10 protein-coding genes are annotated in these 16,012 nt (G+C 49.6%); 3 read left to right on the forward strand and 7 right to left on the reverse strand.

Annotated elements, in window-relative coordinates; all coding sequences use genetic code 11:
* Nucleotides 1–2 precede the first annotated feature (2 nt).
* A complete protein-coding gene (locus L0Y31_RS19115; RefSeq protein ID WP_255772891.1) occupies nt 3–617 on the reverse strand; it encodes an anthranilate synthase component II in 615 nt (204 codons plus the stop codon).
* A 46-nt stretch (nt 618–663) separates the two neighbouring features.
* Between L0Y31_RS19115 and L0Y31_RS19120 the strand changes: the two genes are divergently transcribed.
* Entirely contained in the window at nt 664–1,923 is a 1,260-nt protein-coding gene (locus L0Y31_RS19120; RefSeq protein ID WP_234734689.1) for an NAD(P)/FAD-dependent oxidoreductase, read from the forward strand.
* A gap of 73 nt (nt 1,924–1,996) precedes the next feature.
* Nucleotides 1,997–2,806 (forward strand): hypothetical protein, encoded by an 810-nt coding sequence (locus L0Y31_RS19125; RefSeq protein WP_234734690.1) that lies wholly within the window; start codon nt 1,997–1,999, stop codon nt 2,804–2,806.
* A 10-nt stretch (nt 2,807–2,816) separates the two neighbouring features.
* Here the strand turns inward: L0Y31_RS19125 and L0Y31_RS19130 are convergent, their stop codons facing one another.
* Entirely contained in the window at nt 2,817–3,704 is an 888-nt protein-coding gene (locus L0Y31_RS19130; protein WP_234734691.1) for a DNA/RNA non-specific endonuclease, read from the reverse strand.
* Between the two features lie 233 nt (nt 3,705–3,937).
* Between L0Y31_RS19130 and L0Y31_RS19135 the strand changes: the two genes are divergently transcribed.
* Nucleotides 3,938–5,098: a methionine aminotransferase gene (locus L0Y31_RS19135; RefSeq protein WP_234734692.1), complete on the forward strand. Its 1,161-nt coding sequence runs from the start codon at nt 3,938–3,940 to the stop codon at nt 5,096–5,098.
* 157 nt (nt 5,099–5,255) lie between these two features.
* Here L0Y31_RS19135 and L0Y31_RS19140 read toward each other — a convergent pair whose 3' ends face one another.
* From L0Y31_RS19140 to L0Y31_RS19160, 5 genes are all read right to left on the reverse strand, one after another.
* Entirely contained in the window at nt 5,256–6,554 is a 1,299-nt protein-coding gene (locus tag L0Y31_RS19140; protein ID WP_234734693.1) for a vanadium-dependent haloperoxidase, read from the reverse strand.
* Nucleotides 6,554–9,955, reverse strand: coding sequence for a VCBS repeat-containing protein (locus tag L0Y31_RS19145; RefSeq protein WP_234734694.1), 3,402 nt, complete (start codon nt 9,953–9,955; stop codon nt 6,554–6,556). The genes L0Y31_RS19140 and L0Y31_RS19145 overlap by 1 nt, the downstream gene beginning before the upstream one ends.
* 38 nt (nt 9,956–9,993) lie before the next feature.
* Complete coding sequence (locus tag L0Y31_RS19150; protein WP_234734695.1) at nt 9,994–10,695, reverse strand: hypothetical protein; 702 nt, start codon at nt 10,693–10,695, stop codon at nt 9,994–9,996.
* Nucleotides 10,696–10,767: 72 nt separating this feature from the next.
* Nucleotides 10,768–12,630, reverse strand: a complete 1,863-nt coding sequence (locus L0Y31_RS19155) for a RagB/SusD family nutrient uptake outer membrane protein (protein WP_234734696.1) — start codon at nt 12,628–12,630, stop codon at nt 10,768–10,770.
* A gap of 13 nt (nt 12,631–12,643) precedes the next feature.
* Nucleotides 12,644–15,787, reverse strand: a complete 3,144-nt coding sequence (locus tag L0Y31_RS19160; protein ID WP_234737207.1) for a SusC/RagA family TonB-linked outer membrane protein — start codon at nt 15,785–15,787, stop codon at nt 12,644–12,646.
* Between the last annotated feature and the right edge of the window lie 225 nt (nt 15,788–16,012).

Raw genomic sequence — 16,012 nt, forward strand, 5'->3', positions numbered from 1 at the left:
CCTTATATTGCTCTTTTTACAAAGGTAATCCAATTTTTCAATATTTCTAGTCCAAATTGTGTTAATGCCGCTTCCGGATGAAACTGCACGCCCCAGATAGGCAGCTGAGCATGCCGAAAAGCCATATTTTCCGTCTGACTATTGCGCGGAAGTCCCCTCTCTACAGTCGGCTCAGGCTGCGTTTCCAGAGTAGGCACCAACACCTCCGGCAATTCGTCCAGCACCAGCGAATGGTAACGCGTTACGGTAAAGGAATCCGGCAAATTTTCCAGCAGTGGGTCAGTGCTTATTTTCCGTACGATTGAGCACTTTCCGTGCATCGGCCGCCCCGCTTTCGTCAGACGGGCACCAAAAAATTCACCCAGCGCTTGGTGTCCCAGGCAAACACCCAGCATCGGCAATTGTTGATAATACTGGGTAATCACATTCATCAGCACACCCGCCTGCCGGGGCGTTCCGGGGCCAGGAGATAAGACAACTGCGTCATAGTGTTCAGCAGCAATCTCTTCCATCGACGCCGTATTCCGAATCACCCGGCACGTAGCCCCCGCTTGTTTGAGGTAATCAACGAGCATATAGGTGAATGAATCGATATTATCTAAAACTAAAATTTTCACCTGTTGTCACTAATCCTATTTTTGCAAAAATCTACACCAAAATCGTATGTCGTCTCAACCGTCTGTAATCATAGTGGGTGCCGGAATGGCCGGATTAACCTGCGCCGCATACCTGAAACAACGAGGCATTAATGCGCTGCTCCTGGAGGCTTCCGATGGCGTTGGCGGACGAGTTCGCACCGATGTGGTCAATGGGTTTCGGCTCGACCGGGGCTTTCAGATTCTTCTGACGGCTTATCCGGAAGCGCGCCGCTTACTGGATTACGCTGCTCTTGACCTAAAACCATTCCGTTCCGGCGCGCTGATCCACCACGATGATCACCAGGGCCCAGCGCAATGGATGTCGTTTATCAATCCCTTGCGCGAACCAACGGCCATTGCGCAGACACTGGCTTCCCCCGTGGGAACACTAAGTGACAAACTGCGTATTGTTGAATTGATGCGCCGTGTTTCCGGTGTTTCGACCACTGACTTCTTCCTTCAACAAGCAACCGATACGGAATCGTTCCTAGAGTCTTTTGGCTACTCGGCCCAGTTTATTGACCGCTTTTTCCGGCCTTTCTTCGGAGGTATTTTTCTCGAAGATGAACTCCGTACGTCGAGTAATTTCTTTGAGTTTTGCTTTCAGAACTTCTACAGCGGCGATGCTGCCGTTCCTGCGCTGGGTATCGAAGCCATTCCGCAGCAGTTGGCCGCCCAGCTTTCGCCCACGCAAATACGCCTGAACACACCGGTTGAACGCATCAGCGACAACACCGTTTTTCTAAAAAGCGGCGAAAGCCTGCGGGCCGATTCGCTTGTGCTGGCCGTTGATGCCCAGGCCGCTGCCCGCCTTTTGAATCAGTCTGGCCCCGCGCCCGCCTTCAACCAAACTACCTGCACTTATTTTTCTGCTCCGCAATCGCCTCGGCCCGAAAAGCTGCTGATGCTCAATACAAATCGTCAATCGGCGGTGCATAATATGTGTGTTATCAGCGACGTGGCTCCGGCTTATGCGCCCGCCGGACAGGCACTCATCTCGGTAAGTACGCAAGGACTGGAAGCCGTGAATGAAGTGGCACTGGCCGAACGCATTCGCAAAGAACTAATCGACTGGTTTGGCGAAGAAGTGAAAACCTGGAAATGGCTCAGAACGTATCACTTACCCGAAGCCCTTCCCCAGTTTAATCCGGGTCAGTCAGGCGTGTCAATGGCGCAACTCAAGTTATCCGAACGACTTTATCAATGTGGCGATCAAACGGCTTATCCATCGCTCAACGCCGCTATGCAAACAGGTCGTTTAGTGGCGGAACATTTGGCGGAATAGCTAATAATGAAAAGTATAACTTCTATTTTCATTGTTAATTATTCATGACGGTTCGCCGCGCTTTTGTAACTCTATGAAACGACTGGTTCGTTTTTTGGCTTTTTTGCTCATTATACCGCTTGTCTGTCTTCTGGTTTTTTCTGAAATTATTCGCTGTTTTTTCATCGAGTCGTCCACGGATTTTCAACCCATAGCACCCGCGGTTTTCGTTAGTCGGGATACGCCTGTCCGGCAGCGACTATTCTTGTTAGACGAAATCAAGCAGGCCAGAAAACGCGTAAACAACCTTTGGATGAGTCCTCAGCAAGGGCGGGCTACCGTTATTTTTTGCCGTACTCTACGCGAATACGAGCAGTATTGCCGCAGTGGCGAAGGCGCGGGTTGCAGCCTCGGAACACCCTGGGGCGACTCCTGGATCATTATCAATCCGTATGGCCGCAACCCGGATGTACTAGCGCACGAAATGTGCCACAACGAACTGTATAAGCGCCTTGGCTGGCTGACGACGCAGCGCCAGATTCCGCAGTGGTTCAACGAAGGGCTGGCGTTAATGCTCGACGGACGCTTCCTTAGTAGCCGCCCGGATAATCAGCCTGATAGTTTGCAGCGTTTTCAGGACTACAACAACCAATGGCGTCGGGCTGTGCGGGGACAGCAACCTTTGGCCCTGAAAAATCTGGAGTCTACCCAGGATTTTTTTGATGGTGGCGAAAGGCGGGTTATGCTGGCCTACATGACGGCGGGCCGGGAGGTTTCACGCTGGCTAATTCTGGTCGGGCGAAGTGGACTTCTGGCCCTGACGCAGGCGGTCGCTGATGGAGAAGACTTTTCTGCCGCCTACCAACGCCTGGAGCGGCAAGCCAGGTCGCAGAAAAAAACTTAGTTGCTGCCGATTATTCAATGGTTGGCTCCTGATAAATTGCCTGAATAGCTACCCGGTCGGTGCTTCCTTCTACCGTTCGTTGCACACTCTCCGACACATTCGACAAAAGGTTCAGCCCCGTTCGGCGCTCAATCTCATCCACACTTGTGCGGTAAGTAGCCCACGATTGCTCGCCCACGGCGTTGGTATTCGGCATCCAAACCGCGATAATCCGTGTTTGCGCATTGATTCGCTCGGCTGGCGTGCCTGCTCCAAGCGGCAAAACGACTATCACTTTCCACAAGGCGGCTGGAACCGTGACTTTGTTGCCCGCAATACTCACCGCCTTGCCGTTGTCGCCCTCGCCACCTTGTCCATAGGTCCCGGCAATGATATAGAGTTCGCTGCCCTCCCGAATGAACGAGCGGCTATATTCCTCGAGCAAACGCCAGGATTGTCGGTTTTGCTGCGGTGCCTGCGGGACAATGTTTGTCATTAAAAACGTGTTGCGGTTTTCTTTGGCGGTGCTATCGCGGTCATCCGAAGGGCAAAGATGCCCCCGATCAAATCCCGTGTTTGTGTAGTCGCTGTGTTTGACTTTGTACCAGTCGGCAGGCAGTGTTTGGTCGGTGATAAAGTTGCCAGCGTATCGACTTGCTGAACCTTTCCAGGCCGCACTGAGATGCCAGGAGCACCAGTTGGCAATGCCAGTCTGGCGATTGTAGCTAAGTGTATATTCCGGTCGTTGAATCAGGTAGTTTGTTTCCTGCGCGGGGTTGGCAGTTGCTCCGCTGGGGTTTCCCAGCGCCAGGTGGTCCCGGCGGCCCGCTTCCGTGTTAGGGCCAGACTTATCGACTGTCGATTTACAACCACTCAGCCAATACGTAATAAAAAGACAAGCAAGCAGAACGTTTCTCATACTGTTGTAACCAAAATAACTACAACAGTAACTAAAACGAATGAGCTTTTAGTTGAATGTTTATTTTTTCTTTCCTCTGGTAACTAAAGAGCCTAAGCGTTTCCGCTAATCAAACTAGTCTACAATTTTTATAGGAATTTGTTTTATATCCACTTTTATCTTATTTCTTTGCGAACAACAAAGCGCGACGGTCCGACCTGTTTGGCAGACCGGAGGCGGATTCTCGATCTGGAATGAATGCGGCAACCACCAATCCATTAGTGTCAAAATTACCCTGGGTAGGCACCACCATTTTTACGGTTATGTCTAAACTAGCCACCGAAACCAACGCCATCAACCTTTCTCAGGGTTTCCCCGGCTTTGACTGTTCGCCTGATTTGACTGCTTTGGTCGAAAAATACCTGCGCAAAGGTTTCAACCAATACGCGCCGATGACGGGTGTGGCGGCGTTGCGCGAAGCCTTGGCCCAAAAGACCGAAGAACTATACGGACTTATTTACCATCCTGAAACAGAAGTAACCGTCACATCGGGTGCGACGGAAGCCTTGTTTGCCGCCATTTCTACCGTAGTCCGACCCGGAGACGAGGTTATCGTTTTTGAACCAGCTTATGATAGTTATGTACCCGCCATTGCCTTGAATGGAGGCGTGCCGGTTTACGTTACCCTAACGCCTCCCACCTATGCCATTGACTGGTTGGCGGTTCAGCAGAAAATAACGGACAAAACCCGGCTGATCATTATCAATACGCCGCACAATCCAACCGGCTACGTCTGGACAGCCCACGATATTGCTCAACTGGCCGCGCTGGTGAAAGATCGGGATATCTGGGTGGTCAGCGATGAGGTTTACGAACACATTCTGTTTGATGGGCGAGCGCACCAATCGCTGCCCATGCATCCGGTTTTGCGGGAGCGCACGTTTGTTTGCGGCTCATTCGGAAAAACGTTTCATGTTACGGGCTGGAAGGTTGGGTATTGCCTGGCGCCAAAAGACTTATCCGCCGAGTTTCGAAAAATCCACCAGTATCTGACGTTCAGTACCGTAACACCGATTCAACATGCGCTGGCCGATTATCTGCGTTCTCCAGAGCATTATCTGAGCTTACCTAACTTTTACGAACGCAAACGCGACCTGTTCCTTGAGAGCATCCGTAGCTCCCGGTTTCAATTCCAGCCAACCGAGGGAAGCTTTTTTCAGACAGTAGATTACCAGACAATCACCGATGAACCAGATCATGAATTGGCTATTCGTCTGACCCGCGAAATTGGCGTGGCATCCATTCCCGTATCGGTATTTTACCAGCAGAAAAACGACTACAAAAGGCTGCGATTCTGCTTTGCCAAAGACGATGAAACCCTCCTGAGGGCGGGCGAACGGCTTTGCCAGTTATAACTTTAAAAAGTCGGGGCAGCGCTAAAATCCTAACCTGGTTTCAGCCTTTATTGGTAGAAGCGAGATCGTCGGTTTGCTGACTTATTTCCCGCGCTTTAGCAGACTCAATAAAAACACAGTCAATGGCTGTATAGGTCAATTCAACAAAAAATAAGCTCTAATTCCTCTCTATTGATTTTATAATCCACTGCCCGACTTTCAGGCCTTGCTGCTGGCCATTCGTGATAGCGTCCATGAAGTGAATACCGCCGTAAAAGCGCGAAATACCGGCCTCGTCCGACGCCTGGTGAAACGACTTGAACGAGCGTGCGGGCAAGCCAAACCGCTCTTCAACGGTGTCGGTATACTGAAAATTCTCCCCAAAATAATGAGTTAAAATCACGGCTGATGTCGCCGAAATAGTAGAGTGTCCGCTCAAATATTCCGGGAAGGGGGGCGTTTGCAAAAAAGGCTTCCAGCTTGCATCCACGTACTTGCGAATGGCCGTTTCCGGGCGGATGCGGTTGCTGCGGTATTTTTCGTCCCAGCAGCAGATGAACCCATCCATGAGTCCGATAGCTACCACGGTATGAATTTTCAGCGCTTTGGCAAAATTCAGGTTTGCTTTTTCGCACGCAATACTGGTAATACCCAGCCAATGCGCACCCGGCGAAATCTTTTTCATACCTACCATCAAATGCCCGTTATCTTCCAGCGCAAACGGGTTACAGTCCCAGAAAGCGGCAACCTGCTTGTTTTCAGTAGATAATTCGGCCTTATAGTTTTGCTGTAGTAATTGATAGAAAGCCGATTTTTTATCGGTTGAAAAAGCAACGGGTGGTGCTGGTTTAAATTGGGCACACGAATCCAGGGTGAACGACCGAATAGTGTTGAAATACGGTTCAACTGGCGCAAAGAAGCCCGGCGGCGTTGGGTACCAGCTACCCTCCTGCTCCGACGGCGTATAACGCGGATAATTGCTAATCTGGTTGTATTTATCCGCTTTGGCATACCCTAAAATCTGCTTACTTACCTGATTGGCATAGTGTTGCGAACTTTCAATGGCTTCCTCCGCAAATCCCAACTGACGGCATTTTTCCAGCAACTGCTTTTCGTGTGTTTCCAGGCGTTTGCCAGAAGGCTGCATTTTTTTAGCAACGGCCAGCATGGCCAGCAGCGAACTCAGCTGGTAAGAATAGCCCGAATAATGCGCTTTGTCAATTACTGGAAAATCGTTTAGCGCCCCTTTCATGCTCCGGCAGGTGCTATCGTGTTGTGCCGTAATTTCGTAACCAGCTAACAAAGCATAGGAAAAAAAACGCGCTGCCAGCGGCGGATTGGTTACATCATGCACCATAACATCCGTCATCTGATCCAGGATCTTGGTCATTTCCTGCCGGTCCATTTCGGGCTGCTTTTCCCCTGATTTACCACAGCCTCCGATTAGCAATAAAAGTAGGATTGCGACTCGTTTCATTATTTTTTCACTTGGTAAGCCCGCACGGCTCCCTGATTAATACCGAAAAGCAACGTATTTCCAACGGGCAAAATACTTCGCACATCGCCCGTTAGTTGAAAGCCCGATTGTTGCTGCGGAACTGGAACAAAACCGCCCTTACCATTACCCTTAAGAAGCACCCCAAAGTTGGCGTCGTACTTTCCGAACCGCAAACGGCCCCGATTGACATTCCCGCAAACCAGCAGGTCTTTTTTTCCATCCTGATCATAGTCCAGGCTCGACAGCGCGTAGACAGGAGCTACCTGAACCTCGGTCGGCAAGGTTTTTTCGTCAAAGCGCCCGTTGTTGTTCTGTTCAAAATAAGCCGTTTTCAGGTAATTGGCCTCTAAACGAGCCGCTCCCTCCAACTCTTCGGCGGAAAAAATCTCCTTTAGCGTCGCATCGGCGTAGCTTTTGTAATCGGGGAAACGAGTCCGCATGATACTCATCTGGTCCAATAATTCATCCCGCGTGACATACGGATACGATTTGCCCTGCATGTAAAAACAGAAAATAGGATCAACCGAACCGTTATCGTCGAAGTCTTTGTAATACATTTCGGCGGGTTCTTTATCGCTGGCTTTGCACTGCGTATTCAGGCCCAAATTCCCAATCACCAAGTCCGGTTTGCCATCTCCATTGAAATCATCAACCAGCAACTTATTCCACCAACCCCGGTATTCTTTGGCAAAATAATCAGTGGTTTTGTTGGCCCATTTACCGTTTGTATTTGCCCATACGGTTACGGGCATCCACTCGCCTACTACCACCAACTCAGGTTTTTTATCCCCGTTCAGATCCACCCAAGCGGCATCGCTCACCATACCCATCCGCTGTAGTTCCGGCGCCAGATTCGCAATCTGGTCTTTAAAAACTCCTTTTCCGTCGTTAACAAGTAGAAAACTTGGTGGCGTTTCGGGGTATCTTCCGGGCACAACGCGACCCCCAACGAATAAGTCAGGCCGGCCATCGCCATTCACATCCGCCACCCGCACGCAACTTTTACTCACCCGCATTGGTGGCAACGCATCAACTTTTTTGGTGAACGACCCCTTGCCGTCATTGATGTATAAGCGATCCTGCAAGCGCACATCGTCGGGTAAAAAATTTCCGTAACCGCCGCTGCAAACATACAGATCAGCCGCGCCATCGCCATTGGCATCAAAGAATACAGCGTCGGTATCTTCACTTTCTTTATCGCGTTCGAAATCAGGCTGAGTTCGAGCCATGAAGTTTCCTTCTTTTTGCTGCACGTAAATCATCCCCGCTTTGCCGCTGCCTCCGCCCACATACACGTCTTCCAGCCCATCCCCGTTCACATCAGCCTTGACCAGACAAGGGCCTGAAAACGAAAGCGGATTGATCATCAACGGCTGCCGTTTAAAGTCGTTGGTCGTTGTTTTAAGACTTTGAAAGATAATCGGCGAGGCCACCTCCCGGAAAAGGGGAGCAACTTCTTTAGGATTTCGGTAAGCGTCGGTAGCCAGTTTTTCCTGCACAATAAGCAATTGATTGGCTTTTACGCCCCGCAAAACCTGCTGTTTTCCGCTTGGCCAGACAACCCGTAGCGAGTCGATGGTGACCTTTTTCCCCAAGCCAAAATGCAAAATGGGCGAAACGCTGGACTGGTAACCCCGGGTAGGCATCTGCTCCAGATACTGCGGTTTCCCTTTGCTGTAGAGCGTCACTTTGGCACCTACACCCTGCGTATTTTGTCCAAGCCCTTCAAGTTTTACCTTCAAATAGTCGTTTTTCAGGGCTTTATCGGCTTCGTTTTGGTAAATAAAAGCGGGTTTATTGATGTTGTTGACTATCAAATCCAAATCACCGTCGTTGTCCAGATCGGCGTAGGCCGCGCCGTTGCTGTTCGCCGCCTGCGCCACGCCCCAACTCTTACTGACGTTACTAAATACCGCATTTCCACCGGACTGCCCGCCGTTGTTTTTAAACACGTAATTGCTGACATCGGACGACGGAATTTTGTAAACCATTTCCAGCAAATCCTGCCGCATCACCTGCCGATTTTGCAGAAAATCGCCCATGTATTTGATAAAATCCATGTTGGTATAATCCCGCAAAAAGCCATTGGTCACAAATAGGTCTTTCCAGCCATCGTTGTCATAATCGGCAAAAAGAGGCGCCCAGCTCCAGTCCGTGTTGGAAATGCCCGCCAGTTGGCCTACCTCGCTAAAGTTTGGCTCGCCCTGAGCATTGTTGCCCGCATTTAATTGCAGCATGTTCCGCATGTACTGGTGGTGAAATCCGGACTTGATGTTCAAATCAAACTTTTCGTAGTTATCCGGCGCAAAAAGAAGCTTTTGCCGCCGGTTGTCTTCCGGCAGCATGTCTAGCGTGAAAATATCCGGCAACGCATCGTTGTTGACATCGGCCACTTCGGTTCCCATCGAAAAGTGCGAGGTATGGCCCAAACTGGTTTTCAACCGATCCGAAAAAGTGCCGTTCTTCCGGTTGATGTATAGGTAATCGGGAACAGCATAGTCGTTTGCCACGTAGATATCCGGCCAGCCATCGCCATTGATGTCGGCAATGCCAGCGCCCAGCCCGTAGGTCAACGCGGAACTGCTCAGGCCCGCTTTCTGGGTAACATCCCGAAAAAACATCGCCCCGTTTGGCTCTTTGTCATTCCGAAACAGCCGCACGCCACTCTCGGCATCTTCTTTTTTTAACAAATCGGCGGTGCTGGCCTCATCCAGAATTGGTAAGGATTTCGGATTATGGTTCAGTAGAAACATATCCAGATCACCGTCCTTATCGTAATCAAAAAAGGTGGCCTGGGTGCTATTGGCCGGACTTGCCAGACCGTATTTTTTCGCTTGCTCACTGAAATGGGGAATGCCTTTGGCGTCCGCTCCTTCGTTGATGAAGAGCTGGTTTTCCCGCTTTTCCGGGGTTAATTTACCTGAATAACAGATATATATATCAAGCCTTCCGTCGCCGTTTACATCTGCCATCGTGACGCCGGTTTTCCAGGGGCCTTCCCGTCCCGCTACGCCAGCCGCGTCGGTAATATCGGCAAACTGCATGCGCGTGGCGGCGTTGGCCCCTTTGTTGAGGTACAGTTTATTCGCGGTCATGTTGCCGGTGAAATAGAGGTCGTCGAAGCCATCGCCATTGACATCACCAACGGCTACACCGCCGCCATTGTAAAAGTACTGGTAGATTAAAACGTTGGTATTCAGCCCTTCTGTTAATGTATTCTGGAAATCTACCCCTGTTTTCTCTGCGGGCAATGCCGTAAATAAAGGGGCTTCCTGTTCAGGAATAGACTCTTCTGTTGATGATGAATTTTGGCAACCCGTTTCGGTTAAAATCAGTAGTGAGAGTACTAAGGGAAGAATAGTGGGCAATGGCCATTTCATAGAACGGAAACTAACAAGTTTATGGAGGTACAAGTTACTCAAGTTAAATCAGCACAAAAAAGAAGCAATTTTTTCAAATCTTCTTCTTTTTTGAAATCAGGATTCTGCGCTTTTAAATAGGCTTCCAACTCTGATTTATACTTGGCATAGATCTTTAAAAGACTGGCCTTGGTGAATTTATAGAAGCGATTGTTTTGATCAATCAGTAGGTAGATAACGTCTTTCTCCAGAAGCAAATCGCCGGGCTGTTCCAGTCGGGCAAGCTGTCCGTTGCTCCCTGCAAATGATTTATATTGAGTAATGGATGAGGTGCCCGATGATTGTCCATAGCCCCCATTCTTTTCGCCGCGTACGGTTTTAAAAACAGGTTTTACCCCCATTTTTACGGTCTTATGCGCCGCAATAATCTCTACATAGCCATTTTTGGAATCGTAGGCAAAGGCATTTTCTCCTACCTGGATTTCCTTGATGGCCTGCTCATTGGCCAGGGATAGGGTATCTCCCCTGGCGTCAATAAATTGCATTTCACCCAATAGAATATTGAAGTTGAGGCGCCCGGTTGCTGGTTCTCCTTTTAGGTACGTTATTTTTCCCGGTAGAAATTGGCGATAGCGATACCGTTCTTCCAGGGGAATTGATTTTTGCCAGTTTTGTCCGCCTTTAACCCGAATGATCTGCTGCGCCCACAAATTAGCCGCACTCATTAATCCAATGCCGATGGTCAACAAAATCGCTTTCATCGCTATTAAAAACCTATGCCAGCTCACAGTGAACTGGCATAGGTTATTTAGTCTATTTACTTATGACAAATTCTAATAACCTGGGTTTTGTATCAGCTTATTATTTCGGTTCATCTCATCGCGGTGAATCGGCAGGTAATATAACTTATCTGCCCAAGAGCGGTTTTCTTTACCCGGATCGATCTCGACAACTTTGTACGTATAATCATAGCTGGTCGGATCATATTTGTAGAGTGATACCGTTTTACCCGCCTTTAGCATCCCTGTAATGCTGATGGTATTGGCTTTGCGACCCAGCGTAGTAGGAGCAATCATCCAGCGACGGGCATCGTGATAGCGATGCTCTTCAAAGACCAGCTCAATCCGGCGCTCATTCCGGTACCGATCCCGCAATGCAGTACCAGTTTCAGTAATGGCCGGCATACCGGCCCGGAAGCGGATACGGTTTAGCCACAGTTTTGCTTCAGCATCCTGACCCAGTTCGATACAAGCTTCTACGTAGTTCAGCGCGGCTTCCGTGTAGCGGAAGAACGGCCAAGGAATTTGCTGGTAGGTGTTCTGATCAACAATAGCTGGGTTCGGATCGGTGAACTTGCGTTGGTAATATCCTGTGTAGCTACCGTTCCAGTCTTCCACTGAACTCTTACGAGTATCCAGACCGGCAATCATCGTTTTGGCACCGGATGCGTTCACCACTTCGTACGTTCCCGTCTGAATCTGGTTAACTGGATCTTTAGCCGCAACGTCTGCCGTCCGGGGTTTCCAGGTAGCACCATCGTATAGAATCGTAGCGTATAGACGAGGGTCGCGGTTAGCATACGGCGTGGCGGCTTTGGCCGGGTCACTCCAGCTGAACTTGCTACCGTCCATCATTTCGAAGTCATCCACCAGCAGCGAAACCGGCGTATTACCCGCCCAGTTGTGGTAGCCGTTGGGGCCGTTGTGCAAGCCTACCTGACCGCCCGCTTCCTGCTTTTCATTGATGAACGAACGAGACAAAAGCACATCCCGATCACCACCGTTGCGCGACAGAGCGATATTCATGTAGTTGGCGGTTCCATCTTCTTTCGAAGCCGGGGCCGTCATGTTCAACATAAATCCGTAGCTGGTTTGATCGAGAACAGCTTTAGCAGCGGCTTGTGCTTTGGTCCAGCGTTCAGTCCGGGTGCCTGTTGTGTAACCAAGCAGCGCCGAGTTGGTATACGCAGCATGAACGGTCGACTTTGATTTTGCCGTAGCCACGTCATAAAGATCACTGGCCGCATACGTTAAAATACGGGCTTTCAGTGCTAGCGCCGATACTTCGTTAGCCCGGCCTTTCGCCATTGACATGCCTTTCAGCAGAGTTGCAGCTTCCTCGCAGTCTTTCACAATGAAGTTGATACATTCTTCCATCGTGTTCCGAGTGACCAAGTAATCTGCTTCACCCAGTTCGTAGGGCCGGTCGATGAGGGGAACCCCACCGTAATACCGTACCAACTGATGGTAATAGTAGGCGCGTAGGAACCTGGCTTCGCCCCGCAACCGCTCAACAATTTTGTTGGTATTGGCAAACTTTGGCTCCGCCAAGTTGGCAAGAGCTAGGTTGGCCGCCCGGATACGCAGGTACATATTGTTCCATTCGCGCGTTTCGTTGATCGAACCTGGATCAGCTGGGTTTGATCGACCCTCGGTGATGGTAGTAATATTCCGACCAGGGTGCGTAAAAATCGCTTCGTCGGTGAATGACGAAAGTTGCTCTTCGTAAAGTCCGCCCTGCCCTAGGCCGGCGTAAATTCCGGTGACAAAGGCTTCGGCCAAAGCCGCATCTGACCAGACAGCCGAACCGGCAACTTGATCAAGTGGCTGGGTATTCACAAAATCGTCGTTACAACCTGTTACGGAAAAGGCGGCAATACCAACGGCTAATGTTATGGTTTTAAATTTTCGTAGCATATCGAATAAAAAATTAAAAACGAATCGACGCACCAAAGTTGATTACTCGTGCCTGTGGATAGTATTGGCCTGTTGCATTGTCCGCTTCCGGGTCAAATGAGCCCAACTTGTTAAAGAGGGTTGCCAAGTTTAATCCATTAGCATATAGACGGAAACTGCTCATACCCACTTTTTTTCCAAACTTCTCTGGAATGGTATAGCCAATTTCGAGGTTTTTCAGACGGATGTAATCTGCTGAACGCAGCCAGTAGGTATTGTTGTTGGAATAATACTGGTCGCTCCGGTTGGCAATCCGTGGGTGAACGCTGCTCGGGTTTTCAACAGTCCAGCGGTCTGTGTAGATTTCCTTCAGGAAGTTACCGATGTTTCCAGACTCACCCAAGCTGATGTACTGCTGCGCACCTGCCGACCCTTGGAACAGGATGGTCAAGTCAAAGTTTTTGTAAGCAGCCGTGATGTTCATCCCACCTTGGAAAAGTGGCAAGTTTGTCCGTTTGTTACGAATCCGGTCATCCGGCGTAATTTTACCGTCAGGCTGGTTGACGAAGTTTCCGTTGGCATCACGACCCCCAATATCCTTGTACTTCATGTCGCCAGGGCGCAGGGTTTTAACGATGGCCGAATAATCAAGCCCGTTAGCGTCGATATCAGCCTGATCTTTAAAAACACCATCATACTGATAAGCCAGGTACGAGTTGATTGGCATACCCGTCGTCCGTTGCCAGTCAGGAGCGCCCGGCGCCTCGTCCCAGAAAAGGATTTTGTTTTGTGCATAACCACCGTTTATGCTAACCGTAAATTTCAGATCTCTTGCCTGACCGTTGTAGCCAATCTGACCATCGAAACCGCTGTTCCGTACCTTTCCGATATTTTCTGGAGGCAGGACCAGACCCGTGGTGCGGGGAATGGATGCGTTACGCGGGTAAAGGATTGACGTCCGCAGGTTGTTGAAGTAGTCAAATTCAAAATTGATCTTACCGTTGAACAACTGACCTTCCAAACCGATATCAGCATTGTTGGCTACTTCCCAAGTAATCGATGGGTTTGGAATCCGGGCCTCCGTCAGCGTCTTCTGCTGCTGGTTGTTGATGATGTAGGTGTTGAAGCCGTAAGTTGCCAGGTACTGGTAGGTAGCTAGGTTAGTTGTGTTAGGCAAGTAAATCTGGTCATTACCTAACTGGCCCCACGAACCGCGCAATTTCAGGTAGTTGATGGCCGGAATAGAGTTTTTCAGGAAGCTTTCTTCCGAAATAACCCAGCCTGCCAGGAAGCCTGGGAAGAAACCGTAGCGAGTAGCTTGCGGGAAGATGTCAGAGCCATCGTAACGCCAGAGGAATTCCGCCAAGTATTTCTCCTTGTAGTTGTAGGCTACCCGACCAAAATAGTTGATCCGGGCGCGTTCGTAAGCGCTACCATTGTTGTTTTTCTCCAGGTCACCACCGGCAAAAAGCTGGTCAATGGCCGGAGAAATGAAGAACCGGCGGTAAGCATCAAATCCTTCACCAGTGATGGTTTCACGGTTAACCCCGGCCAGCACAGTCAAACCATGATCTGCACCGAATTTCCGTTCGTAGTTGACAATACCGCCTAACAGGATGTTCAACTGGTTTTCGCTGTAGAGGTTCAACCGGGGTTCAGCCGGTCCGCGCTTGCTAGCAATCAGGTTTGGATTACCATTCGCATCAACGCCCGTACCACGTTCGTACAACGTCCAGGGCGTCTGCCACAACCGACGGCTGCGTAACCGCTTGTCAATAGCCGCGGTACCCGAAAATTTCAGTCCTTCAATGCCGGGGATTTTGATGTCCAACTGGCCGTTCGTCTGGAAATAATCCTGCTTGTCTTTGTCGTAGCCCGTATCATTGGTAGTAATTACGACGGGGTTTTCACCATTTTCGATGTCAGGACCCGGACGACCATCGGGCCAGAAAGCCGGTTGGTTTGGCTTACCACGCATCTGCATCCGGAAGATGGCACCAGCACCGCGCGTTGGATAGAACCGGAATTCTTCACGGCCCAGCAAACCAACGGCTAAGTGGATGTATTTGTTGATGTTAGCGTCCAGGTTCACGCGCAGGTCATACTGTTTGTAACCCGTTGCTGATCTTTTGTAGTAGGCATCCTGGTCTTGGTAACCCAGCGAAGCCAAGTATTTGACATCTTCCGTACCACCCGTAATTTGCAGGTTGTGCTGCTGCTGCGGAGACCAAGTTTTCAGCGTAGATTTATACCAGTCGGTATTTGGGTGACCCCAAGGATCTGAACCATCGTTGTACTTAGTAATATCGTCTGGTGAGTAAGGTGCCTTCCGAACCGTTCCGTCCGGGCGAGTGTAAGAACCTGTGGCTGTGTAAGCTTGCGTAGCCGCGCCCCATTCTGCCACTGGTAGTTCATAAACGTTCAGGTCATTCAGCATTTTAGCGTACTCAGCCGCGTTAGCCAGTTTTGGCACAATCGTCGGCTGCGAAAAACCCTGGTTGAATGAGTACGACAATTGCGGTTTACCAGTCTTACCCCGCTTGGTAGTGATTAGAATAACCCCGTTGGCAGCCCGTGAACCATAGATAGCGGCTGAGGCATCTTTCAAGACCGAAATGTTTTCAATATCATTTGGGTTGATCCGCTCCAGACCTCCTGAACGAGCCGGAACACCGTCGACAACGATTAAGGCACTGTTGTTACCTAGCGTGTTTGTTCCACGAATCCGAATAGTCGAACCGTCATAACCCGGCTCCCCACTGCGGTTTACAGCCACAACGCCCGGTAGCCGACCCGCAATGGAATTTGACAGGTTAGTCGTTGGCGACTTCACCAGATCGCTTCCTTTTACCGAAACAACCGATCCTGTTACCGTTTCTTTCTTCTGCGTACCGTAACCAACAACAACAACTTCACTCAGGGTCTTATTGTCAACCCCCATTTTTATGTTGATTGTAGTTCGGCTCCCAACCGTAACTTCTTGGTTAACATACCCAATAAAAGAGAAAATAAGTACACTGTTTTGATTGGGAACATTAACTGAATACACACCATCTGCATTGGAGGTAGTACCCTGTGTGGTGCCTTTTACCACAATACTTACCCCCGGTAACGTCTCTCCCTGCTCGCTAGTAATAGTACCGCTAACCCTTACCTGAGCAAAAATACTTAACGACATAAATTGCAGCAGCAAAAATAAACTGCCTATTTTTTTCCACTGGGATACGTCCTTTGTGGGCAATTTGCCCCCGGGAGATCCGCCTACCTGTCTGGTAAACTTTGTCATCATGAGTTAGGGAATGTTAGGTTTTCTTTAATTGACAATGACAAATATAGTAATTGTACAGCACCGCAAGCCTTTAATGACAAAAATATATAAACAAATAGATGATATATATAACTA

Source organism: Tellurirhabdus bombi (genome assembly GCF_021484805.1).
GTDB lineage: Bacteria > Bacteroidota > Bacteroidia > Cytophagales > Spirosomataceae > Tellurirhabdus > Tellurirhabdus bombi.